At 49.8% G+C, this 21,240-nt stretch carries 24 protein-coding genes and 1 tRNA gene; 11 read left to right on the top strand and 14 right to left on the bottom strand.

Annotation, left to right across the window (positions count from 1 at the left end; translation table 11 throughout):
* Positions 1–94 precede the first annotated feature (94 nt).
* Positions 95–1,399: a hypothetical protein gene (locus QEH52_RS00240; RefSeq protein WP_308947884.1), complete on the bottom strand. Its 1,305-nt coding sequence runs from the start codon at positions 1,397–1,399 to the stop codon at positions 95–97.
* The gene (gene dinD / locus QEH52_RS00235) at positions 1,380–2,246 is read right to left on the bottom strand and encodes a DNA damage-inducible protein D (protein ID WP_308947883.1); all 867 of its coding nucleotides are present in this window, start codon (positions 2,244–2,246) and stop codon (positions 1,380–1,382) included. The genes QEH52_RS00240 and dinD overlap by 20 nt, the downstream gene beginning before the upstream one ends.
* 393 nt (positions 2,247–2,639) lie before the next feature.
* On the opposite strand from dinD, the gene QEH52_RS00230 reads away from it, so the two are divergent.
* From QEH52_RS00230 to QEH52_RS00220, 3 genes are read left to right on the top strand one after another with little or no spacing between them, the layout of a single operon-like run.
* Positions 2,640–2,993, top strand: a complete 354-nt coding sequence (locus QEH52_RS00230; protein WP_308947882.1) for an ElaB/YgaM/YqjD family protein — start codon at positions 2,640–2,642, stop codon at positions 2,991–2,993.
* Between the two features lie 7 nt (positions 2,994–3,000).
* The gene (locus tag QEH52_RS00225; RefSeq protein ID WP_308947880.1) at positions 3,001–3,378 is read left to right on the top strand and encodes a phage holin family protein; all 378 of its coding nucleotides are present in this window, start codon (positions 3,001–3,003) and stop codon (positions 3,376–3,378) included.
* Between the two features lie 11 nt (positions 3,379–3,389).
* Positions 3,390–3,632 carry a hypothetical protein gene (locus QEH52_RS00220; RefSeq protein ID WP_308947879.1) on the top strand — a complete coding sequence of 81 codons (243 nt, stop codon included), beginning with the start codon at positions 3,390–3,392 and terminating at the stop codon, positions 3,630–3,632.
* A gap of 26 nt (positions 3,633–3,658) precedes the next feature.
* Here QEH52_RS00220 and QEH52_RS00215 read toward each other — a convergent pair whose 3' ends face one another.
* The 5 genes from QEH52_RS00215 to QEH52_RS00195 form a co-directional block, all read right to left on the bottom strand.
* Positions 3,659–4,123, bottom strand: coding sequence for a hypothetical protein (locus QEH52_RS00215; protein ID WP_308947878.1), 465 nt, complete (start codon positions 4,121–4,123; stop codon positions 3,659–3,661).
* A 144-nt stretch (positions 4,124–4,267) separates the two neighbouring features.
* The gene (rpmA, locus tag QEH52_RS00210) at positions 4,268–4,522 is read right to left on the bottom strand and encodes a 50S ribosomal protein L27 (RefSeq protein ID WP_308947877.1); all 255 of its coding nucleotides are present in this window, start codon (positions 4,520–4,522) and stop codon (positions 4,268–4,270) included.
* Between the two features lie 28 nt (positions 4,523–4,550).
* Complete coding sequence (gene rplU, locus QEH52_RS00205; protein WP_308947876.1) at positions 4,551–4,865, bottom strand: 50S ribosomal protein L21; 315 nt, start codon at positions 4,863–4,865, stop codon at positions 4,551–4,553.
* Between the two features lie 68 nt (positions 4,866–4,933).
* Complete coding sequence (locus tag QEH52_RS00200) at positions 4,934–5,752, bottom strand: PPK2 family polyphosphate kinase (protein ID WP_308947875.1); 819 nt, start codon at positions 5,750–5,752, stop codon at positions 4,934–4,936.
* A 52-nt stretch (positions 5,753–5,804) separates the two neighbouring features.
* The gene (locus QEH52_RS00195) at positions 5,805–6,968 is read right to left on the bottom strand and encodes a helix-hairpin-helix domain-containing protein (RefSeq protein ID WP_308947874.1); all 1,164 of its coding nucleotides are present in this window, start codon (positions 6,966–6,968) and stop codon (positions 5,805–5,807) included.
* 144 nt (positions 6,969–7,112) lie between these two features.
* Between QEH52_RS00195 and QEH52_RS00190 the strand changes: the two genes are divergently transcribed.
* Positions 7,113–7,766, top strand: a complete 654-nt coding sequence (locus tag QEH52_RS00190; protein ID WP_308947873.1) for a 4'-phosphopantetheinyl transferase family protein — start codon at positions 7,113–7,115, stop codon at positions 7,764–7,766.
* Here QEH52_RS00190 and tmk read toward each other — a convergent pair.
* From tmk to dgt, 3 genes are all read right to left on the bottom strand, one after another.
* The gene (tmk, locus tag QEH52_RS00185) at positions 7,747–8,400 is read right to left on the bottom strand and encodes a dTMP kinase (RefSeq protein ID WP_308947872.1); all 654 of its coding nucleotides are present in this window, start codon (positions 8,398–8,400) and stop codon (positions 7,747–7,749) included. The two genes, QEH52_RS00190 and tmk, sit on opposite strands and share 20 nt — an antisense overlap.
* Positions 8,401–9,510 (bottom strand): PfkB family carbohydrate kinase, encoded by a 1,110-nt coding sequence (locus QEH52_RS00180; protein ID WP_308947871.1) that lies wholly within the window; start codon positions 9,508–9,510, stop codon positions 8,401–8,403.
* A 112-nt stretch (positions 9,511–9,622) separates the two neighbouring features.
* Entirely contained in the window at positions 9,623–10,909 is a 1,287-nt protein-coding gene (gene dgt, locus QEH52_RS00175; protein ID WP_308947869.1) for a dGTP triphosphohydrolase, read from the bottom strand.
* A gap of 52 nt (positions 10,910–10,961) precedes the next feature.
* Between dgt and QEH52_RS00170 the strand changes: the two genes are divergently transcribed.
* Positions 10,962–11,597: a hypothetical protein gene (locus QEH52_RS00170; protein ID WP_308947868.1), complete on the top strand. Its 636-nt coding sequence runs from the start codon at positions 10,962–10,964 to the stop codon at positions 11,595–11,597.
* A gap of 202 nt (positions 11,598–11,799) precedes the next feature.
* Here QEH52_RS00170 and QEH52_RS00165 read toward each other — a convergent pair.
* Positions 11,800–11,887: transfer RNA gene (locus QEH52_RS00165), tRNA-Ser, on the bottom strand.
* Between the two features lie 66 nt (positions 11,888–11,953).
* On the bottom strand, positions 11,954–12,646 hold the full coding sequence (locus QEH52_RS00160; RefSeq protein ID WP_308947866.1) for an ATP-binding protein: 693 nt from the start codon (positions 12,644–12,646) through the stop codon (positions 11,954–11,956).
* A gap of 178 nt (positions 12,647–12,824) precedes the next feature.
* Between QEH52_RS00160 and QEH52_RS00155 the strand changes: the two genes are divergently transcribed.
* From QEH52_RS00155 to QEH52_RS00140, 4 genes are all read left to right on the top strand, one after another.
* Positions 12,825–13,577: a TnsA endonuclease N-terminal domain-containing protein gene (locus QEH52_RS00155; protein ID WP_308947865.1), complete on the top strand. Its 753-nt coding sequence runs from the start codon at positions 12,825–12,827 to the stop codon at positions 13,575–13,577.
* Positions 13,556–15,457, top strand: a complete 1,902-nt coding sequence (locus QEH52_RS00150) for a Mu transposase C-terminal domain-containing protein (protein ID WP_308947863.1) — start codon at positions 13,556–13,558, stop codon at positions 15,455–15,457. Before QEH52_RS00155 ends, QEH52_RS00150 begins: the two co-directional genes overlap by 22 nt.
* Positions 15,457–16,371 (top strand): TniB family NTP-binding protein, encoded by a 915-nt coding sequence (locus QEH52_RS00145; protein WP_308947861.1) that lies wholly within the window; start codon positions 15,457–15,459, stop codon positions 16,369–16,371. Before QEH52_RS00150 ends, QEH52_RS00145 begins: the two co-directional genes overlap by 1 nt.
* A gap of 270 nt (positions 16,372–16,641) precedes the next feature.
* Positions 16,642–17,382 carry an ATP-binding protein gene (locus QEH52_RS00140; RefSeq protein ID WP_308947859.1) on the top strand — a complete coding sequence of 247 codons (741 nt, stop codon included), beginning with the start codon at positions 16,642–16,644 and terminating at the stop codon, positions 17,380–17,382.
* 50 nt (positions 17,383–17,432) lie between these two features.
* On the opposite strand, the gene QEH52_RS00135 is transcribed toward QEH52_RS00140, so the two are convergent.
* Positions 17,433–18,350 (bottom strand): IS3 family transposase, encoded by a 918-nt coding sequence (locus tag QEH52_RS00135; protein WP_308948059.1) that lies wholly within the window; start codon positions 18,348–18,350, stop codon positions 17,433–17,435.
* Positions 18,350–18,640 (bottom strand): transposase, encoded by a 291-nt coding sequence (locus QEH52_RS00130; RefSeq protein ID WP_308947858.1) that lies wholly within the window; start codon positions 18,638–18,640, stop codon positions 18,350–18,352. The genes QEH52_RS00135 and QEH52_RS00130 overlap by 1 nt, the downstream gene beginning before the upstream one ends.
* Before the next feature lie 147 nt (positions 18,641–18,787).
* Between QEH52_RS00130 and QEH52_RS00125 the strand changes: the two genes are divergently transcribed.
* Together QEH52_RS00125 and QEH52_RS00120 are read left to right on the top strand one after the other, a co-directional pair.
* A complete protein-coding gene (locus tag QEH52_RS00125) occupies positions 18,788–20,521 on the top strand; it encodes a sensor histidine kinase (protein ID WP_308947857.1) in 1,734 nt (577 codons plus the stop codon).
* A gap of 4 nt (positions 20,522–20,525) precedes the next feature.
* Entirely contained in the window at positions 20,526–21,206 is a 681-nt protein-coding gene (locus QEH52_RS00120) for a response regulator (protein ID WP_308947856.1), read from the top strand.
* The last annotated feature ends 34 nt before the right edge of the window (positions 21,207–21,240 follow it).

Genomic DNA, 21,240 nt, shown 5'->3' with positions numbered 1-21,240 from the left:
ACGCGACCTCTTGAAGTATATCGGTGGTTAGGAAAAGGCTCAGTTAGGCGGGGCAAAGGATGGCTTCCACAAAGTAATCGAAGCAAGAGCGGCTCTACTGGTCTGAGAACAAATCTTCAATTTCTGAAAACCGGGTGCAACTCAGCCATTTCTTGTGACAACGAAACCAGTCTAAATAGCTCTCATTCCAAATCAGGGATAAGTCCTCTTCCCAGCTCAAAGGCCAAAACCATAAATTTCTTCTGAGGTGTTTGTGGTTTTTAGGATGTTTGAATTCCCCCAGTTTGCTTTCTGTATGGAGTAGTAATAATTGGGGATGTCGTCGTGTTTTCTCGTGCCACAATTGACGCTTTCCCCATTCAGCTAGCATCGTGTTGAAGCCATAATCGTTCCAGCCATATCCTGAGCAGATGATCCGATCATGCTCGGTTAATAGTTTTTTAGCCTCAATGTAGAGTTCTGCGTGAACTCCTTCAGTGTATGCTGATGCTTTTGTTGTTGTGCCAGTCAGAGTCGGTGCACGTTCTACGATGCTACGAAATTGATCCCCGTGCGCATCACTGCACAGGTCTATTTCACTTTCTGTGGGGTTCTTAACCCAACGAAAATTCTCAATTGAGGTTCCAGCGTAATGCCAATCACAGCCTCCATGCATTTTGACAATTCGAACTCGACTACGGTGTTCGAAAGCTTGCGCATCGAAGTTAATGACATCGCCATCTTGTGAAATTCGAGAATCGAATCCGTCTGTCCACTTGATGCCTTGGCGATCAAGTAAAGCTTCAACTAAGCAGTCATGGTTTAGAGTCAGGATATCTACATTTCCTGGCCCCAATTTGTGTATGACCTCTGCGATGAGGTTGAGTTGATTACCCGGATCATTTTTGCTGATTAAGGCTCTACGAATGACTGTGTGTATGGCGTGCTGGGCCTTTTGGCTGATCGCCGCTAATGGCAACTTTTGTAGATATGATTTATCTTCTTGTGCATAAAATGCCCACTGCGATTTACTTTCTTCATATATCTTGTCGCGAAACAGTCGGAGTGCAGGGTCGGGTATGATTCCCAGTTCAAATTTTGCGAGTTGATCGCACATAGAGAATAGATCTTCGTATGTGCATGCGCCTGTAGTGGGCCTCGCATGTTCTTCCAGTGCTTTGAGGAAGTCGACGATTGCGCGGAATTCCTTGTCTTGATCGTAACCGAACCATTTTGGATTTGGGTTCAGAACAGTTCGCGTCAGTTCCTGCACATCGGGACAAATTCTTGATGAGACGCCGGATCCCAAAACAAATAGAACTCTTTGTGTATTTGTGTTTTTGATTAGCCTTTTTGTCACGCCTGAGCCTTCTTTAAGTAGTTGTTCTGGAGTGATGCCATCATACTTGATTCCCTTCATCTGGCAGACGCCCAGCGTCTTTTTCTAGCTTCTTTTCATCACGCTTCACGCGGCGTTCGAGCTTTTTGATGTCTTCGGCTGGTGGGAGCGATTCGGGTTGGATGCCGCGCTCTCCCAGCATTTGGCGCACGCTGGTATTGTTTTGCACATGTTCCTTGGTGATGGCGTGTTCACCTTGCAGGTCGTCTTGCTGCACATTGTGATTGGTCATTTCTGTGGCAAGGTTCTTGGCGGCAATCGTCAGGGTTGGGAGGAAGTCAGCCAGTGGGCGTGTCTTTGTAATGCCAAACTTTTCCTTCATCGCTTGGGTCGGATGACCTCCGAAGAGAGCTGCGTCACCTTTCGAGCGGATACGGGCGAAGCCGGAGTCGTCGACTCCGCGCTCGTAGATATTTTCCGATAAGGTTTTCTCGGAAGCTCTGAGCTTTTCTCTCGCTTCCATCCGGCGCATCCATTCGAGACGCTCCTCAATCAGTTCCTGTTTGCGGGTTTGCAGGGCAAAATAGCTTTGAGCGAAAGCAATCGGCTCTTTGCGTGGATCGCCATTCTGAGCGATCAGGTAGCACGCGTAGCGGGTGAGCATGAAATCGTTGACTGGTCGTTCGGAACCGCTGCCAAGGGGGACCATTTTCGTGACACCACGAAAATGGTTGCCGACTTCGTAACCAGTTGATTCGCAAGACTCAATTGCGCGACGAATGGCGGTCTGGAAGTTCTCCCAACGGGCGTAGCCGAGTGGTTCTTGTAAGTCGCGGGCGAACCAGAACTCCACTTGCGGCTCGTCGGGGTGTTGTTGCGCCAGCGTGTCGAACTGGCTTTGCATTTTGTGAATGGATTCGGGGTTCATGTGTATTTCGCGCGTTTCTATTCGATGTTGTGCCGTTCTTTCACCTAGCTTCCTTTTTGTCGTATTGTTGAAATTAAATACTGAACAAGTGTTTACTTAAGGTCAAGCATCGCTGTATTTTGTAATCGTTATCGCTGTTCGGTGAATTGTGGGTGCGCACTTGGCACTCTTAGGCGTCGCTGTTTTCTCTGTTTGCTTAGGCTGTGCCTTGCATTCTGCATACTCGCTGCTGTTTGTCGGCATGCGCTTTGCATTGTGGGCTGTGCGGCGCTTTTCGTGGGTGGTTTTTAACTGGCTTTTTGTCAGTGTCTTACGTTCTGCGTGTCGTGGTTGGCACGGGGGCTGTTGTGTTAGGGGTTCACTGAAAATTAAAAATCAAACCAAGGAACGATTATGCCACAGAAATCAACAAGTACCAAATCGACTACCAGCCAAGCGAATGATCTACAGTCGGATCGCGATAAGTTGGTCGCCGACCTGAAGCTCTTGGTCGCGGATGCTAAATCGCTGACGGAGTCTGCGAGCGATGAGTCTAAGGAGTTTCTTTCGGACAAGGCCGAGGACTTGCGTCAGCAACTCGCGGAAACCATGGAAAAGCTTAAAGCGGAGGGCGAAAAGGTTAAGGAAGTCGCAGTTGAGAAGACGGATGAGGTGGAGTCTTGCATTCGTAAGAATCCATGGAAGTCGATCGGGATTGCAGTTGTTGCGGGTATCGTGATCGACCGTTTAACGAGTCGTCATAAATAAGCGCTGAATGGATGCATTGAATGCAGCTGAGTCCGCGTTGCGGGCGCTGGGCGGGATCGTTGAGTCTCGCCTGGAAATGTTCTCCTTAGAGACTGTCATTGAGAAGCGCCGCGCAGCTTGTCTGCTTGCTGCAGTGATGCTTTCGGCTGGTTTTGCTTTGCTGGGGGTGACCTTTGCAGGCATCTTTCTAATTTTGCTCGCCCCTGTTGAGTATCGCGTGCATGTGGCCGGCGTCTGGATGTTGCTGAATGCGATGCTGGTAGCTGTGTGTGTGGCACTGCTTCTGTATGCTTTACGCAGAGGGGCGGCTCCATTTGAGCACACGCGCGAGGAACTTAGAAAGGATTTTGCATGTTTGGGAACCGTCGTGAAATCAGGCGAATAAATGAGCTCAAAATGCGCTCGGATGTGGAGCGAGCTCAAATCGCTGTGGCTGCGAGCTACTTTGCGCCATTGGCTAAAAAGTGTCTGCGTGTCGGAGCTTACGCGTTTTCAATTAAGCAATTGGCTCCTGCGATTCGGCCGGTCGCGTTTGGCTTGATTCAGCGCGGTTTGGCGAATCGAGGACGTTTAAAACTCTTTAAATTGGCTGGGGTGCTTTCGACGGTGATCGGTTTGCTGCGGACGATGCGTCGTTAGGCTGTTGGCTGCCTGCTAGGGCCCTGTTACAGTAGGTAGGGGAGCCCGAAGAGTAGGAATAGAAAGAGTGCAGTCGCGAGCACGAACAGCACCAGACAGCCGATCTTCGCGCGTTGTATTTCGCTTTGTGTTTTATTTTTGTAGCTGCTCTCGATGTCAGGCACGGGAGGCGCAGGCACGGGAGGCGCGGTGCTGGAGTCTGCCTGGCTTGGCGACTCGGCTGTGGGTTCTGGCTGGGATGTTTCGCTGCCAGTTTCGTTGCCAGTTTCGTTGGAATTCGGGTGCGCTGGCGTTTGTGCCGGGCTGGTTTCGGGCGCGCTGCTGTTCGCGGTGGGCGCGGTGGGCGCTGTTTGGGCCTCGGACCTAGGCGCTTTAATCGTGCTGGCTGCTGGATCCTCGGGGCTGAGCTCGCCGATTTTCGCGTCTAACCATGCTAGGTGCTGTTGGACTTGTTGGCGTTGTTGCTGGAGCTCTTCGAGTGATATAGCCATCGGATCTATGGGTAGGCTTAAAGATCGGGCTTATTAGGTCGAACCATTTTTCGCATTTTGCTCAGGCTTCGTTGACTTTGAGTGCAAAAAAAAAATCCCGCACCTGAAGCAGGAGCGGGATTTTTTGAAAAATGTGTGCGTGCTTTAAGCGACGGCTTCTTCAACGACGTTGATTGTGCGGTGAAGCTTATCAAAAGCAACACGGCCGTCCTTGAGTGCGAACAGAGTGTGGTCGCGGCCCATGCCTACATTGGCGCCAGGGTGGAAACGAGTGCCGCGCTGACGGATAATGATGTTACCCGCGATGACAGCTTCGCCGCCGAATTTTTTAACGCCGAGGCGCTTTGCATTGCTGTCGCGACCGTTACGTGAAGTTCCTTGTCCTTTTTTATGTGACATCGTTCAGTATCTCCTAAGTGGTTGAAAATTATCCGTTAATGGATTCGATTTTGATAACAGAAAGGTGCTGGCGGTGACCGCGGCGCTTTTTGTAGCCTTGACGACGCTTCTTTTTGAAGACGACGACCTTCTTGTCCTTCTTGTTTTCGAGAATGGTGGCCTTCACGGATGCTCCCTCAACGAGAGGGCTGCCGAAGCGTGCGTCTGCACCTTCGCCGATCATGAGGACTTCGTTGATGTCTACAGAGTCGCCTGCTTCCGTTCCGGGGAAGGAGTTTACTTTGAGGACATCGCCTTCGGTTACGGTGAATTGGCGACCTTGTGTTTTGATAGTGGCTTTCATGGGAAAAGGGGCGAGCAAATCGTGCTGAGCGACGAAATCAAGACGTTTTTTCGTCTATTTTAGGAAATCTAGTCAATTATAATCTTTGACGGGTCGTAATCGACCTGTGGATAGCTCAGGCGCATGTCTTCTAGACAGCTCACGACAATGCGTGCGACGAGGAGGTTACGTGCCCATTTTTTGTTCGCAGGAATGATGTACCAAGGCGCGTGTGGAGTGCTGGTTTTGTCGAAGACTTCCTCGTAGGCGGCGACATATTCTTGCCACTTGCTACGTGCGACGAGGTCGGATTGGTCGAATTTCCAATTTTTAGCGGGGGTGTCGAGGCGCTCTTGTAGGCGTTGCTTTTGAGTGTCGCGGTCGATGTGGAGGAAAAATTTGAGAATGACGGTGTCCTCGTCGGCGAGTAGTTGTTCGAAGTCATTGATGTGGCGGTAGCGTTTGCTCCAGACACTCTGGGGCTTGAGCTTGTTGACGCGCACGGCTAGGACGTCTTCGTAGTGGCTGCGGTCGAAAATCATGATTTCACCCTTGGCCGGGGTGCGCTTGTGCACGCGCCACAAATAGTCGTGTGCGAGCTCGCGGGTGGAGGGCTTCTCGAAGCTGGCCACGTGAACGCCCTGTGGGTTGACGCCGCGGAATACGTGGCGAATGGTGCCATTTTTACCACTGGTATCCATGCCCTGCAGCACAAAGAGCAGCTTTTTGCGGCGATCCACGAAGAATCGCTGCTGTAGTTCGGTTAAGCGTAGGTGCAGAGCACTTAGCTCTTTGCGCGCTTCGCTTTTACTACTGGGCAAATCCTTCCATGGATCTGAAGATACTTTCGATATCTCATTGTTCTGAGTTTTGGTGATGCGGTAGGCGTCGAAGTCGCTAAGTTTCATTGTAGGCTAGTGAGTGCTGCTGGAGGGATAAGGTCAATAATGGATCAAGGCATCATTTCCGAACGTAAACCATGACGATTTCGCCATCGCGTGAATAGAGCAGGCCTTTGAATTCACGGCCGGGCTCGCGGTAATAGTTGATAAAGGAGTCGTAGTACTCGTCGGGAATGTAGGCGGTGATCGAGCCGCCGGCTTCGCCTTGGTAGGCGGTTTGTAAGGTGACGGCGCGAAAAGTCTCAGGGCTTTCGAGCTGACTCGGGCTGACGGAAGCGACTTGAACGGTGACTTCTGTGTTTAGGTAGCGGTCAAGTTCTGCTTGGTAAAATGCCACCGTAAATGCGGGTGGGGGTGGATCTTCGGTGATGATTAAATGGCGAAAGCCTTCCAATGTCTTGTTGGAAATGCCAGGTATTTGCACCAGTGAGTCGATGCTCTCGATCGGGCGTGCGGAGATAATGCGGGCTGCGTAGGCCTTGCCGATTCCGGGGAGCTCTTGCAGTTGCGCACTCGTGGCAGTGTTAACATTGAGGCGATCTTTTAGGGGGATTGTGCCCATGTCCGCGTGACTGCCGGTTGAGAGCTCGCCGATGCCGCTGGCCACGGTGCTGGCCTGAAGTGCCTCGAGCCCGGCCATTTGCATTGAGCCGGTGGCGAGTGCCCAGATGCCATCTTCTTCGCGTTGTGCTTCGCGCTCGTTGTTTTTCAGCCGTCCGAGAAAGCTGCGGGGAGTGACACCGCCGGGCCAACTGTCTCGGGTGGGCATGCCATAGAGGCGTACTAGGCCGGCACGCGTCAGTTCGAGGGACAGGTAGTTATTTTGCTTTTGTACGAGCGCGAAGTAGCGCTTGTGGCGACTGCTGCCGCGGGCGTCTTCCCATTTGGTGATCACGGTGAATTCGCCGCGCAGGAAGTTTTGGGTGAAAGTCGTTGCGAGCTTGCCAGTGTCGGTGACGGATTCTTCTGGGATCGAAAAGTAGCGAGCTTGTTCGCGCACGCGGTCGATGTAGGTATTGGAAGTTTCGGGGGCATCCACAAAGTAGAGGCGAAAGGTGTATTCCTCGTTCTCGTGTTTGACTCGAAAACTGTCGCCATCGTTGTAGGAGGCGCTGACCAGTCGGCAGCCTTCTAATACCTCCCAGACGCCTTCGACTTGATCGGCGGCTCGCGTGCTGAGGCCCAGCAAGGAAATCAATAGCAGTATAATCAGCGTCCGCATGGAGACTGTTTTAAACTGGCCGGACCCGCTGGCAAGGCTGGGATTGTATTCGTTGTCATTTAGCTGCGGATACTTTGTGGCGGCAATCTGTGTTGCGCTGGCTTGCCATTTTGAGTCTCGCTGCCTCTATTGGCAAGGATGTCTATGGAATCCACCCTTGCTGTTATTCAAGTCGCTCTGGCCGAGTTGGCGCCTGAGGGCGTGATTTCGACAGCTGCCTTGGTGGGGGCACATGACGCCGAGCTCTCCGAGACGGAGCGCCGGTGGGTGGATGGCTGGGGCCCGCATCGGCGAGCCGAATTTGCGACGGGGCGTTGGTGCGCGCGGCATGCGATGGCACAGCTCGGTCTATCTACTGGTGATTTGTTGGCGGATGATGAGGGGCTGCCGCAATGGCCGCGGGGCTTGGCGGGCTGTATTTCGCATAGTCGAGGTCTGGCCGCGGCGATTGTGGCGCGGGCAGAGCCTGCGTTGCTGTTGGGGCTTGATCTGGAAAAGACGAATCGGCTGAGTGCGGGTGCCATTCAAAAAGTGGTGCATCCGCTGGAGCAGAACTTTGTCGCGGGCGATCAAGTGCGCGCCAGTCTATTGTTTAGTTTGAAGGAGGCCTTCTATAAGGCACAGTTCCCTCGCTGGCGTACGCCTGGCAATTTTCATGATATGGCGCTGACGCTAGATCTCACGAGGGGGGAGGCTCGGATCTTGCAGCTTGATGCGCGTTTTGCGTCGGACTTGCTGCGATTGCGCTTTCGCTTTCGTCTAGTCGACGACTACGTAGTCAGTTTGTGTTGGCTGTGATGGAGCCGTTCATTTTGCTTTGCACAATGTCCCAAATTTCGGCTTCGAGGCTTTCAATGCTTTGGTTGCCATCGAGCACTCGGATGCGTTCGGGCTCTGCGGCGGCCAGTGCGAGGTAGCCCTGACGGACGGCTTGGAAAAATTCGATGGCTTCTTGCTCCATGCGGTCGAGCTGCCCATCGCTGCGTTTGTGCACACGTGCGAGGCCGATTTCGGGGGGCAGGTCGATGAGTAGAGTCAGGTCCGGGCGGGTGCTCCCGATTGCGAACTGGTTGATTGCTTGGACTTGCTGCGGGTCTATCGCGCGCGCGACACCCTGGTAGACGGTGGTGGAGTCCAGGAAACGGTCACACAATACGATTTGCCCCGCGGCGATTGCGGGTGCGATGAGCTCCCTTACATGCTGAGCACGACTGGCGGCAAACAGCAGTAGCTCTGCCTCCGGCGACATGCCTTCGCCCGCGGCATCGTGTTGAAGAAGATTACGAACTGCTTCGCCCAGTGGCGTGCCGCCCGGCTCTCGGGTCTGCACGAATGACTGGCCGCTTGCTTCAAACCGAGCCTTGAGTGCCGCGATCTGGGTGGATTTCCCACAGCCTTCGCCGCCTTCGAAAGTGATGAAGAGTCCAGCCATTTAGCAAGTTGCGATGAACTCTACGAGGTCGTCGAGTGATGGGCTGACTGCGGTGCGCACATAGAAGCCAGAGGTGGCGACCGCGACGGTGAGGGCTGCTTCGGGAGAGAGCCCGATTAGACGTGCGGTGACGAAGCCGGAATTAAAATGGTCGCCAGCGCCTGTCGTGATCTTGGGCTTATCGCAGTAGGGGCCCGCGGCGTAGGCCGTGCCTTCTGCAGTGGCACAGGCGGCGTCGGCTACGGGGTGGATGACGACTGTATCGAGCTGCAGCTTTTCACGGATGCGTGCGGCCACAGTTTGCAGGTTTTCAGGAGTGTTGGGTAGTGGTGAAAAGCCCAGTAGTGCGTCGACTTGCTCTGCTTCGCGCAGGTTAAGGCCGAGGATCACTTTGCCAAATGCCTCGAATTTAGAAAATACGCCCAGCACTTCCAGTAGGTCCGCTTCGGAGCGCTTTTCAGGGTCGGCGAGGTCGAAGAAGAAAGTGCGTGCTTTGTCCTTGGAGCAGGCGGGCAGCACTTTTTCCAGAAAACTGTTAAAGACATCGGTGAGGAAGGGGATCATCGTCCAGTTGACCATGGCGATGAGGTCGGATTCGTCGAATACTTGGATGAGTTGCGCTTCGCCTGGCAATTCGCATAGGCGCTGGTAGGTGATTTCATCCAGGCTAGCCATGGTGCCGAACATGATCTTTCCGTCGTTGAATTCTGCGGCGTGAGTGACGCCGGGGTCAGCGATCGAGATCGCGTTGGTCTTTTCGGCGAACTCATGAAAGACGCTATGAATGGCGTCACGCCCCAGAGCGCCCAAGTAGCGGACATCGAGGCCGTGCGCGGATTGTGCGTTGGCCATGATGGGGCCGTTGCCCCCGAGTTTTTCGACGATGGGAGCCATTTCAATGTTGGCACTTTTGCCCGCGGCGGAGCCGATACGGTTGGCAAATTCGGTGATGGTGGGGATGGCCTGAAATTGGTCGCCAGGGCCGGAGCGTTGATCTACGGGATGCACGATGACGTCGACAAAGCCGTCGATACCAACGAGCGCTTTTTTTGAGCTTGCGAGTGAGCTCTTTTCTTTAAGTTCCTGCAGGGTTTGGGTCTTGTATTCCATAGAGCGTAAGTGGGGATTGAGCGCGATTAGATAAGGCGTGATCTGTTCTGGGGCAAACTATTTTACCAGTTCGCAAGGTGGTGGGAGTGATTATTAGTGAATGCGATGTGGCTTATTGGATCTCTGCAATGGAGCCGAAGTCTGCGTCAAATAAGCGTTTGTAGGTGCGCACCGCCAAGCCGTCGGTGAGGCCGGCAGTGTAGTCGCAGAGGCGGCGGTAGCGCCCCGCGATATCGCTTTCGTGCGAGAGTAGTGCCTGAACCGAGGCGGGCAGTAGGTTGAGGCCTTTGCCTTCTGGTTCTACGCAATGCTCGCTGAGTGCGCTAAATAATTGGTTGAGAATGTGGCCGCCTTTGAACTCGATTTGCTGCAATTGGGTGGATCTAAATATGAGGTCGAGTGCGATGGACTTATAGAGTGCACTTTCGGCCTTTACGCTCGGGTCGATTTCTAAGTCGAAGGCGTGACGATGGCTACGATCACTCATAAAACCAGAGCGTGGGCGCAATGTGCAGGCATGTACGAATGTGCCGACGCGACTGCCGAAGTAAGGCTCGTAGCTGTTGGTCTTGATTTTTTCGCATAGCGTGTCCACCAGTTTGCTCTGAGCCGTGTCGAGTGATTGACGGGCGGCCCACTCGGTCAAGCTGCTCACACTGATGTAGCGGGCATGGATGCCATCGACGATGTCGTGCAGCGAGTAAGCGGTATCATCGGCCCAACCCATGATTTGGCATTCGATACTTTTAAATTTGTTCAGCGCTTGGATATTTTGGAGTTCTTGTGGCAGGGCTTGGCCATCGAAGACCACGTCACGCCACTGGGCTTGTTCATCGTAGATGAAGTGGTGCTCGGGGGCTTGTCCGCTCTGTTGGATCCAGTCGCTTTGCGTGGCTTTATATTTCATGACGCCATCCAGAAAAGCGCGCGTGGGGGCGATGCCCTTTGTGCGTCCGGGGCGTTCGTAAATGAGTTCGGTTAAAATGCGCAGTGTCTGGCCGTTGCCTTCAAAGCCGCCGTGCGCGCTCATGAGTTGATTGAGTTTGCGCTCACCGATGTGGCCAAAGGGCGGGTGCCCCATGTCGTGCGCGAGGCAAATGGCTTCCGTTAGATCCGCGTCGATGTGGAACTGCTCGTTGAGAAGCCCCGAGCGGGCGAGCAAGTATTCGCAGATGGAGCGGCCCACCTTGGCCACCTCGATCGAGTGCGTGAGCCGTGTGCGGTAAAAGTCGTACTCACCTGATTGAAAGACCTGCGTCTTGGATTGTAGCCGTCGGAACGGATAGGAGAATATGATCCGGTCGCGCTCAATTTGAAAGGCGCTGCGATAGTCGCCTTCGGGAGAAGCTGTCGCAGGGAAGCGTTCTAGGTCAAAGGAGGAATAGAATTTATTCTGCATGCATCGGATTTGTTTGTCATTTACAGTGAGCGGGCATAGCTCTCATAGCTCAATGATGAAATACCCCATTCGCTTAGGAACACTCGCAACTGTTTGTGCGGGATTTATGATTAATTCGATGTGTTCTCACGCCTCGGATGCTCGCATCGGTGAGCGACGTGATTCCATTGAGCGCAGGTTGTTTGCTTCCGGAGGGATTGTATACCGTGACGATGCGATCGAAACAACGCGCCGCCGAGGCATGCCCTATGTGAAATATCTAGAATATTTGTCCGGTTCTTCAGATGTTAGAATCTACTTCAAGACTTCCGATGGGCGGCGCCCGGCCTCCTCGGAACTGGAAGAACGCCGCATGTCGAATGGTTGGGACCTGCATGTGGTTTATGTGGGCGGCAAGTCTGTGATTGAGGTGTATAAGCGCAGTCAGGGAATTACTGAGCACGAGTTTAATCATCTGATGGCGCTGCATGCCGAAGGTTCTTTCTGGAAGCGTGTCAGCCAGGAGGAAAAAGCCGAGGAAGTGAGTGCTTTTGGCTTTGATATGCTACGCGACGATGGCCAGGTGCGCGCCAAGAAAATAGGTGCTGACGCCGTGATGTTTGTGGATGCCGAGGCTGACGTTCGCTTGGCGCAGATGAATACCAGCGACCTGCAAGAGAAGGCGCCCGTCAGTGTGGAGGGTTTTTAGCCGCGGGATTTAAGCAGCATTCGGCGCGCTCAGGGCATTGGCTCGCTAGCTCGGCCCTACGGGCTCGCACTTCGTGCGCCCCATCTCCGCTTCGCTCCGTCGGCGCGCTGTAGACTTCGAACATTTTCATTCTTTAGAACTAATGCTTCGTTCTCATCCCTTGTTCCGGCTGCGCCGGATAGCTTCACTTGGCTTTGCCAAGTGGCGGAGAGAGAGGGATTCGAACCCCCGGAACCTTTCGGCTCAAAAGTTTTCAAGACTTCCGCATTCGGCCACTCTGCCATCTCTCCATGCGCTTGAAGGTGTATGTTTAGAATAGGCTCTCGGTTGAGTGCAAGCGGTAATTTTACTTTTGCTCAATAAAATAGATTACGATCGAGGCTGCGGTACTGAATGGCTTCGAGTAAGTGGGCAGTCTGGATGTGTTCGGCCCCTGCTAGGTCGGCAATTGTTCGGGCGACTTTTAGAATGCGATCGTAGGCGCGCGCTGAGAGCGAAAGTTGCTCCATAGCTTGTTGCAGTAGGTCGCCTTGCTCTTTGTTAATGGCGCAATGTTGCCGGATTTGTGAGTGCGACATACGCGCATTGCAGCGGTCGGAGGCGAGCTCGGTGGCTTGAAAGCGTTCATTCTGTACGCTGCGGGCGGCTTCGCAACGAGCGCGCATCACGGCAGAGCTTTCGCCGGGCTCGCTGTTGCGTAGTTCCTCGATTCGCAGCGAGGGAGCTTCGATGTGTAGATCGATGCGGTCGAGCAGTGGGCCGCTGATCTTGGAGCGGTAGCGTTGAATTTGTGGCACACTGCAGCGACACTCGCGGGAGCTGTCGCCGGTGTAGCCGCAGGGGCATGGGTTCATTGCGGCCACTAACATGACGGAGCACGGGAGGGTGATTTTGCCTGCGCTACGTGAAATGGTGACTTTTCCGTCTTCCAGTGGTTGTCGCAGCACTTCTAAGGCGGAGCGTTTAAATTCGGGCAATTCGTCAAGGAAGAGCACGCCATTGTGTGCCAGCGAGATTTCGCCAGGGCCGGGAATGGATGTGGCGAACATTAGATAATAGGAATTATCGATGAAAAAGTCTCGAATTTTACAAGTAATAGCTGGAATTTGCACAAAAGATTCTTGGTTCTCCCCTTTATTTACAAGCGATAGCTGTATCTCCCCGAAAGTGCTATCCACTTGGAAATCCAACTAAATAAATATTAAGGGGATTGTGCTAAAATAAGGTATGAAAAAGAATCAGAGTTACCAGAGGATTAAGCAGCCGAAACGCTCTTATACCTGTCTTACCGGGGTTGTGCCGGTATGGAACCATTTTACAGATCAATCGCCCCGTAGTGAGCTAATTCGCTTTGAGTCTCAGCTAGAGCGGAACTTTATCTTAAAAACCGAGTTTTGCATCGACTGCTGTTCCATTCGTCGGGCGAAGAAAATACTATGGCATGATGGAATGAAGAATCGGCAGTATACGCCGGATTTTGATGTTCAGACCTGGGATGAGAATAAAAATCCACTTAAACGCTATGTTGTCGAAGTTAAGAGAGTCGACGAACTGGAGAAAAAGGCAGCTGAACTTGAACCCAAATTTGCTGCTATGCGTGAAATATACGAGAAAGAGGGGATAGAATTCATTATTCAGACGGATGAAGATATTAATGATGACTTTCTGAAGAACGCGATTTTCCTGCGTGAATTCAGGCGTCATCCGTATTTGGAATATCCTCTTTCTGAGGTATATGGGATTGAGAAGCAGATTCTCGATCTACTGCTGGATTTGGGACAGGCCACACCGAATAGTCTACTGGCGTGCATTAGTGACGATAAATGGAAGCGTGCGGCATATTTGCCCTACGTTTGGCGTTTGGTTTGTGAAGATCAAATATGTGCAAATTTACTGGAACCACTTACGATGGAGTCACCGCTTTGGCACATCGATCACCACAAAGAGGAAGGAATATTATGGAGACGTTTCTTAAAATAGAAATTGGCTCGGTTGTTAAAGTCTCGGGGCAGGATTGCAGAATTGAGCACATTCTAGATGCTGAAACTGTAGTTATTACGGATCTCCAGACAATTGAGCGTAGGCGGGCAAATATAGCTGAAATCGATAGTAAGTCTGACACGAGCGTTCCAATTGATATGCTTGACGAAGATGAGCGCAAGGAAGCCATAAGGCGATTTAACATTATCGCCCCTATTATTCGTGCTCAAGTTGTAGGCGGTAAGGATGGTCGGGTTGCCAAGCTCGTTCAAGAGGCATGCGAGCAACATGATGTATCTAAAAGCACGATTTACTCATGGATTAAGCAGTATTCCTTCTGCGAGCGAATTTCGGACCTTGTTCCTGACAAACCGGGGCCGAAAGTCGGTAACTTCACTTTGAAGCCGGAACGCGAGGAACTTCTCTGTTTGGTAATTGAGAAACAGTATTTAACTGCTCAGCGCAAAAGTATCCCTGGGACTATTGATGCTGTTGAGCTCGCTTTTAGGAAATCCGGAATGCAGGCTCCTCATCCGAATACGGTCCGAAACCGGATACGCAGTCTGAATCGCAGGTTTACGGCTGCAATTAGAACTGGAAACATGATGAAGAAAATCCCTCCTCGCATGCACCGAGAGAGCAATATTCTAGGTGTGGAGAGCGCTGGGGTCTATCAAATAGATCATACACCTGTAGATGCGATCCTTGTTGATGAGGAGTATCGCTTGCCGATCGGGAGGCCATGGCTGACTTTGGCTCTCAGTCCGGTAACTCGTATTGTTGCGGGTGTGTATATTTCTTTGGACCCTCCCGGAGATGTTTCCGTAGGACAATGTTTGGTGAACGCAATATTACCAAAGCAACCCTATCTTCAGCATTTGGGTCTAGATGATCAATTATTTTGGCCAGTATGGGGACTGCCTACGGGTGTGCACGCTGACAACGCCGGTGAGTTTAAGGGAAATCTGCTTCAAGAGACCGCTTTGGATTATAAATTCCGTATTGAATGGAGGTCTGTGAAGAAACCGGAAAACGGCGCTCATGTGGAGAGAATCATGGGGACTGTAATGAAACGAGTTCATGATATCCCGGGAACAACATTTTCTAATATTCAGGAACGTGCAGAATACGACTCTGATGGTAACGCCATATTGACTACAAGAGAGTTCGAAGAATGGCTGATGCTGTTTATATTGAAATATTACCATAATCGGAAGCACCCTGGATTGGGAATGAGCCCTCTGGAAAAATATAACGAGGTCATTTTCGGAACAGAGAACTCTCCCGGTCGCGGTCTCCCGTTCGGAGTGTCTGACCCACGGAGACTCAAATTGGATTTCCTTCCCTCCATCAGGCGGGTTGTTCGCCCGGAGGGCGTTGAGATTGATGGGATATTTTACAGCGCAGATGCTCTAAGTCCTTGGATTGGAATTGGTCCAGATGAAAAGACGAAGTTGCATCAGTTTAAACGAGATCCTCGCTGTATTAGTCCGATTTATTTCTATGATCCCAAAATCGATGATTACATCGAGGTTCCATTTCGTCAGAGAAGTCGAAAGCCGGCTAGCATTTGGGAATTACGTGAAGCCAAGCGAAGATTGAAGGACTCCGGGCGGGACAAGTATACTGAGTCGGAGCTATTTGATGCGTTGGAGCAAATGGAAGAAATTCTGAATAAGGCTGCAGAAAAATCGAAGAGTGCCCGAAAGCAAGTTCAGGCTAAGAAAGATCGTGATCGTAAGCAGTCTATATATGCTGAGACGTCTAATGCATGCCCGTCTGAAGATGGTTCAGACCCGCAACCTTCCTCTGAGACAGTTGAGATGCAAAAATATGATCTCGATGAAGATGATGACTACGAAGCAACAATTATAGACTAATGGACTCAGTAAAATTAATCCCGTCAGCGCTTGAAATGCTTAAGGCTTCGAAGGCAGAGCGCATCGCATATATCGCACGTCCGAAGTGGATCAGTTACCGCGTTGCGGATGAGGCATTTGCTAAGATGCGTTCATTGGTTGAACAGGACCGGTCTGAAGGCAGTCGCATCAAGAACCTTATATTATATGGAGACGCCGCTAATGGCAAAAGCTTCCTTTTACGGACATTTAAGCGAGTCCTAATCAATGAAAACATAGAGGCCGAGAAAGACCTATCTGAAGGCGAGAAGACAGTGCCGGTTGTTATGGCTGATTTTCCTGTGGTGCCTGATGAGCGCAGAATGTATTCACAGATATTGAAAGCTGCTCATATTCCGCACAGCACCAAAGACACACCCCAAAATTTACTGAATCAAATTGTTTCGATTTTCCATGATATTGAGGTGAAACTTCTTATTCTGGATGAATTTCATAACCTCTTGACTGGTCCCAGTCGTCAGCAGCGGAGGGCTCTAGTTGCGTTGAAAAATCTAAGTAATGAGCTTCGGCTTCCCATTGTCCTGTCAGGAACTGTCGAAGCCAAAATTGCAATTCATGTCGACCCTCAGTTTGTGACCCGATTTGATGGTATGCCGCTGACTCGTTGGACTGATGGAAAAAGGATCGGTAGTTTTCTCAGAAACTACGAAAAAGTGATTCCACTGCATGGGGGTGCAAATTTGACAGATGTTGTCGTAAAAAGCCGAATCGTTGCTCGAAGTCGTGGTTTAATTGGTCAGATGACTTCGTTGGTTCAGGCTGCAGCCATTGAATCCATCAATAATGGAAATGAAACCATTACTCCGGAGCTCATTGATTCTATTCCTGAGAATGATTTCGATGGGGGCGCTTCGGAGAGCATTTCTAAAGTTTAGTGGCGTTTTATACAGGAATGTGGATGAAACCACGGAGTTTTTTTGGGGGGAATGGCTATGGATTCTTGAAATCTCTAGGCAGGTTCCTCTGCTGCTTCACCGAAAGGCTGCTTGGTTTGCTCGCGGTTAATTGTCTTGCTTTAGCCATTGGCGTTTGAAAGTAGTCAGTTGAAATATGGTCTGGCCTAAAGCCTAAATCTATTCTATCGTCGTTTTAACACAATTACTGCCATTGTTCAGTCTCCTGTTAGGGACTCTTTCCTGAAAGTTATGTCGAAAATACCTTTTAAAGTATCTGCTAGAACCGCGCGACTAATTGGAAGAGAGAATATTGCATCATCTAAGGGCGCAATCATTGAATTGGTGAAGAACGCTTACGATGCAGACAGTGAGCTTTGCTTAATATATTTTGATAACAAGTATTCCGAATTGCCGGATAAGCTTGTAGAGGAGGATTTTAAGAATTTCGATAGTATTGCGGTTTCTCGTGAAGATATCGATAGGCTTTATCCCTCTGAGTCCGGGGGTAAGCTCTGCATATGCGAAGAAGATGAACAATTTGCGAAGGATTTCTTAAGCAGAATATCCAAGCTGAACTCGCTATACATTGTTGATTTTGGAGATGGCATGAACAGCCAGATCATCCGAGACAACTGGATGGTTATTGGTACGGACAGCAAGGCTAGTGATATATTCACATCTGGGGGGCGAATTAAGTCTGGAGCAAAAGGGATTGGCCGGTTCGCTTTGGACAAATTAGGCAATTTAGCGACGATGACTACCGTTTTTGATAAGAATGTATTAAGCCAAGATCTTGACGAAAAAGGTGTTGAGACTGGCAACGATGGATATATATGGAATGTTCGCTGGTCTGACTTTGAAGGGGAATTCAAGACTATTGATCGAGTGTACGCTGATTTGTCTGCAATTAATGGAAAAGACATATTCGAATTAATAGATGAAGAGCTCCCCAAAGATTTAATTTCCAGTAGTAGAAAGAAGAAACTCTGATGTGCCCTGATTTTGGTGGACATGGGATTCTTGTTAATTGTGTTATGTGATTAGTTGTGTGATAGGCAAGCTGGTAAGCTTGCCTGCTGCTTGCCCCCATGGGGGCAAAATTTTTCTTCGAACTGAAAGGGACTTTGATAGCCCAGCGATGAGTGTTTCCTAAATCGGTTGTAGAAGACCTCGATGTATTCGAAGGCATTGCTTCTGGCCTCTTGTTGATCTGCGAAGATGCGGCCTCTAACCGATGATGTTTTGTATCTTCCGTAAAAGGACTCTTGAGCGGCATTGTCATAGCAGTTGCCTTTAGCGCTCATGCTTGGCTCGATGCCAAAGCTGCTAAGCATGTCTGCATAAGCGTAGCTGGCATAGGTGCTACCACGATCACTGTGATGGATCAGTCCCTTCGGGAGATCACCGCCACGAGTGAGCACAGCAGCTTGCAGGGCCTGGCAAACTAGCTTCGAGTCATTGTGGTCGCTGACACTCCAGCCAAGGATACGTCGACTAAACAGATCCATGACCGTGGCCAGATAACACCAACCGCCCTCAATGCGCAGATAGGTCGTATCAGCGACCCAAACTTGATCCAGTCGCTCAGGCTTACCGAGCTGTTTGAGCAAATTGGCACTGTAGCCAAAGTTATGATTACTGTCTGTGCCTAAGGGCTTGAAGCCCTTGCGTTGCACCCCAGCGATACCGAGCTCTTGCATAAGTCTCAGAGTCCGGTCACGACCACAATCAAAGTCATCGTCTTGCAAGTGGCTGTAGATTGGCCGGTGCCCGTATCGGCCTTTGGCCTTGCGGTGTAACTCACTGATTCGATCCTTGAGTACTTCGTCCTGCTTGGAGCGATCACTCGGGGCTCGGCTTTCCCATGAGTAATAGCTGCCGCGCAACAAATCCAAGCATTCGCACATCTCATCCACACGATAGATATTTTTGTTATCCTTGATGAATTGATACTGCATCACACCTCCTCGCTGAAGTAGCTGACAGTTTTTTTTAGAATCTCACTCATCCGCTTTTGCTTAGCGAGCTGCTTACGCAGGTCGGCAATCTCTGCCGCCATCGCCTTAGGACTCTGAGCACCTTCGGGACTATTCGCTTCCAACTCGTCCAGGTGCTTCTGGCGCCAACTGTATAAAACGCCCTCAGGGACCCCGAGCTGCTTTGACAGCTCTTTGACGGTCACTCCGTCGATTATTATCATTTTAACCGCCTCTTGCTTGAACTCAGGCGTGTAACGTTGCTTTTTCATGGTTGTATCCTCTATCTAAGAGAATCTCATGTCCAGTTTTCTCAGGACACATCACTCAGACGTACTGGCACTATACTGAAAATTTCAGAGTTGAGGGACGACTGGAAAGAATTCTTCGTTCAACAGGTGTATTCTGACCTGGAGGTCTTGATTCCTCCCAGCGAAGTCTCTGGTTTTTCCATTATCCTTAAAAGTCGACTCAATCCAGATGAGTACGGGGAAGTTCAAGGCTCTGTATGTAACGATTATGATTATAAGCTTGAGGCCGAAGCCGATAAGGATGGTAAGGTTATTATTGAGGTCCATCGAAATGAATATGACCTTAGCCTAATTGACCCGAAGGTCTTCGATAGAAAGGACATGGCAGATTACCCTTTTACTCAGGATGTTTTCAAGGCAGGTAGTTGGAAGGCTGTGCGCACTTTCTCGGAATTGATTCCAGGGTTTAAAGATGTTGATAAAGAATCGATATTTAGCCAGATAGGTTCATTTAAGTTTACTCTATACTTCTTGAAGAAGACCTACAGTGACAAAGATGTAGAGCGTTTTTGTTACAGAACTTTTGCTGCAAATAATAGGAAGACATGGCTTGATAAGTATGGTGGGATAAAAGTCTTTCGGGACGACTTTAGGGTGAGGCCATATGGTGAAGCAAAGGGAACTTCTTTTGACTGGTTGGGCTTGGGTGCTAGAAAGGCTCAAAGCCCTGCTTCCGTTGCGAAGGCGGGTGGTGGTTATAGAGTAAACCCAGATAATGTTGCAGGATCCGTTCGAATTTCGAGGTTAGTTAATGTCAGCTTTGAAGATAAATCTAGCCGAGAGGGGCTGCAGGAGAACAAGGTATTTCTAGTTTTTTCAAAATTACTGAGTGGAATAATTAGTGTATTTGAGCAAGACCGTGCACATGTAGCATATGTGCTGAATGAATTTTATCAGCGTAAAAACGCTGCTGCTATCCAGCAAAAAGAGGCAGAAGAATTAGCTAATCGAATTTTAGGCGGCAGTGAAGAGGATTCTGAATTCACCGGTAAGGAAGGTGAATCGAGTGATTCACCGCCAAAAACGGATAATGAGATTGTCCTAGCCCAGGCCTATCGAGATAAGAGCGAGGAAAATGAAAGGCTTAGGGATGAGCAAAAAGTCTTAAGGGGGATGGCTAGTAGTGGGATCATCATGGCTTCATTTAGTCATGATCTAAGTAGATTGCATTCGGCTCTTGGGGATCGCGTTACCAATCTAAAGGAGATCATTAAGAATTTGATACCTGAAGATGACTTTAAAGAGGTTGAAAAACGAAAAAATCCTTACGTCCTAATGGATCGCATGTGTGGTCACGATAGCAAGCTTCGGAATTGGTTGAAGTTTTCTTTAGGCGCTGCCCGAAAAGATAAAAGAAACCGGCGGTTGATATTGCTTCAGGAATACCTCAAGAACCTACATTACGATTGGGAGCCTGTTTTTGACGAGCGACGCATTAGGTTTACTTTTAAGGCTGATAGCGATGTCGGTATAAGAGCCTTTGAAATCGACTTAGATAGTATATTTAACAATCTGATAGTGAACTCTGTAGATGCGTTCTCTACTTCAAAGATTGATCGTGATCGTGAGATTTCGATCGTAGCAATAAAGGATTCTAGAAACCTCGTGGTTGAATATTCAGATACTGGACCCGGGCTCTCGGAAGATATTGTTAATCGTGAGGAAGTCTTTAAGCCTCTTTTTACCACTAAGCGCAATCAGCATACTGGTGATGAAGAAGGCACTGGGCTGGGTATGTGGTTGATCAAATCTATTGTTGAGGAAAACGGAGGTGAAGTCTTGTTGCTGCATCCAGATGAAGGTTTCTCGATTCGCTTTATTTTTCCTAATCTAAAAAAATAAGATTATGTACAAGGTGCTTTTAATAGATGAGTCCGACGAAGATATGGATCGGTTTTTAGACTATATCGAGAGTCAAAAAATGTCGGATCAGCTTGATGTCGTTAAATTGCTCCCTCTTTCGGGGGTTGACGAAATGTTAGATGCTATCGTGGAGGAAAGACCAGATGCTGTAGTTGTTGATTATAAACTCAATGACTTGAAGACTGACATTGATTACAATGTGACATTCAACGGAGTTGACCTTGTTGAAGCTTTTTTGAAGATAAAAAAAGGTTTCCCCTGTTTCGTTGTGACTTCTTTTGACCACGATGCGATTGGTAATAGCCAAGATGTGAATATTGTTTACTCGAAGGATTTGTATGGGCGCAATTTTACTAGAAATGCTCAGCGTGATGCAGACAATAGACTTTCACTTAGAATACTTCGTCAGATAGAACACTACCATGCTAGATTTGCTGAATATAAAGCTGAGTATTACGAGCTGCTTGAGGCTTCAAGGCAAGGCGATCTGAGCGCAACGCAAGAAGAACGTATTATCGAATTAGATACTTTCTTTGAGCGAAGCATTAGCGATGCGGCTTCTTTGCCTCCGGTAATTAAAAAACGTTCTTTTCAGGATGACCTTTGCGAGTTCATTAAAAAGACCGATGAGTTGATCGAAAGCGTGAGGAATTCCGGTGCGTAAACGGTTTCACTCAAAAAAACCTATCCGTAACTGT

Origin of the sequence: Thalassobacterium maritimum, assembly GCF_031127805.1 — a bacterium.
Lineage (GTDB): Bacteria > Verrucomicrobiota > Verrucomicrobiia > Opitutales > Coraliomargaritaceae > Thalassobacterium > Thalassobacterium maritimum.
This window is presented reverse-complemented; position numbering and strand designations above follow the sequence as displayed.

Bases quoted from the DNA above. Each gene is read 5' to 3' on its own strand.
- QEH52_RS00160 (WP_308947866.1), bottom strand. From the start codon at position 12,646: ATGTTCGCCACATCCATTCCCGGCCCTGGCGAAATCTCGCTGGCACAC.
- QEH52_RS00140 (WP_308947859.1), top strand. From the start codon at position 16,642: ATGTCGAAAATACCTTTTAAAGTATCTGCTAGAACCGCGCGACTAATT.
- QEH52_RS00230 (WP_308947882.1), top strand. From the start codon at position 2,640: ATGCCACAGAAATCAACAAGTACCAAATCGACTACCAGCCAAGCGAAT.
- QEH52_RS00150 (WP_308947863.1), top strand. From the start codon at position 13,556: ATGGAGACGTTTCTTAAAATAGAAATTGGCTCGGTTGTTAAAGTCTCG.
- QEH52_RS00225 (WP_308947880.1), top strand. From the start codon at position 3,001: ATGGATGCATTGAATGCAGCTGAGTCCGCGTTGCGGGCGCTGGGCGGG.
- QEH52_RS00135 (WP_308948059.1), bottom strand. From the start codon at position 18,350: ATGCAGTATCAATTCATCAAGGATAACAAAAATATCTATCGTGTGGAT.
- QEH52_RS00130 (WP_308947858.1), bottom strand. From the start codon at position 18,640: ATGAAAAAGCAACGTTACACGCCTGAGTTCAAGCAAGAGGCGGTTAAA.
- QEH52_RS00155 (WP_308947865.1), top strand. From the start codon at position 12,825: ATGAAAAAGAATCAGAGTTACCAGAGGATTAAGCAGCCGAAACGCTCT.
- dgt (WP_308947869.1), bottom strand. From the start codon at position 10,909: ATGCAGAATAAATTCTATTCCTCCTTTGACCTAGAACGCTTCCCTGCG.
- tmk (WP_308947872.1), bottom strand. From the start codon at position 8,400: ATGGCTGGACTCTTCATCACTTTCGAAGGCGGCGAAGGCTGTGGGAAA.
- QEH52_RS00240 (WP_308947884.1), bottom strand. From the start codon at position 1,399: ATGAAGGGAATCAAGTATGATGGCATCACTCCAGAACAACTACTTAAA.
- QEH52_RS00220 (WP_308947879.1), top strand. From the start codon at position 3,390: ATGCGCTCGGATGTGGAGCGAGCTCAAATCGCTGTGGCTGCGAGCTAC.
- QEH52_RS00180 (WP_308947871.1), bottom strand. From the start codon at position 9,510: ATGGAATACAAGACCCAAACCCTGCAGGAACTTAAAGAAAAGAGCTCA.
- rplU (WP_308947876.1), bottom strand. From the start codon at position 4,865: ATGAAAGCCACTATCAAAACACAAGGTCGCCAATTCACCGTAACCGAA.
- QEH52_RS00120 (WP_308947856.1), top strand. From the start codon at position 20,526: ATGTACAAGGTGCTTTTAATAGATGAGTCCGACGAAGATATGGATCGG.
- QEH52_RS00190 (WP_308947873.1), top strand. From the start codon at position 7,113: ATGGAATCCACCCTTGCTGTTATTCAAGTCGCTCTGGCCGAGTTGGCG.
- QEH52_RS00170 (WP_308947868.1), top strand. From the start codon at position 10,962: ATGATGAAATACCCCATTCGCTTAGGAACACTCGCAACTGTTTGTGCG.
- QEH52_RS00215 (WP_308947878.1), bottom strand. From the start codon at position 4,123: ATGGCTATATCACTCGAAGAGCTCCAGCAACAACGCCAACAAGTCCAA.
- QEH52_RS00145 (WP_308947861.1), top strand. From the start codon at position 15,457: ATGGACTCAGTAAAATTAATCCCGTCAGCGCTTGAAATGCTTAAGGCT.
- QEH52_RS00195 (WP_308947874.1), bottom strand. From the start codon at position 6,968: ATGCGGACGCTGATTATACTGCTATTGATTTCCTTGCTGGGCCTCAGC.
- dinD (WP_308947883.1), bottom strand. From the start codon at position 2,246: ATGAACCCCGAATCCATTCACAAAATGCAAAGCCAGTTCGACACGCTG.
- QEH52_RS00200 (WP_308947875.1), bottom strand. From the start codon at position 5,752: ATGAAACTTAGCGACTTCGACGCCTACCGCATCACCAAAACTCAGAAC.
- rpmA (WP_308947877.1), bottom strand. From the start codon at position 4,522: ATGTCACATAAAAAAGGACAAGGAACTTCACGTAACGGTCGCGACAGC.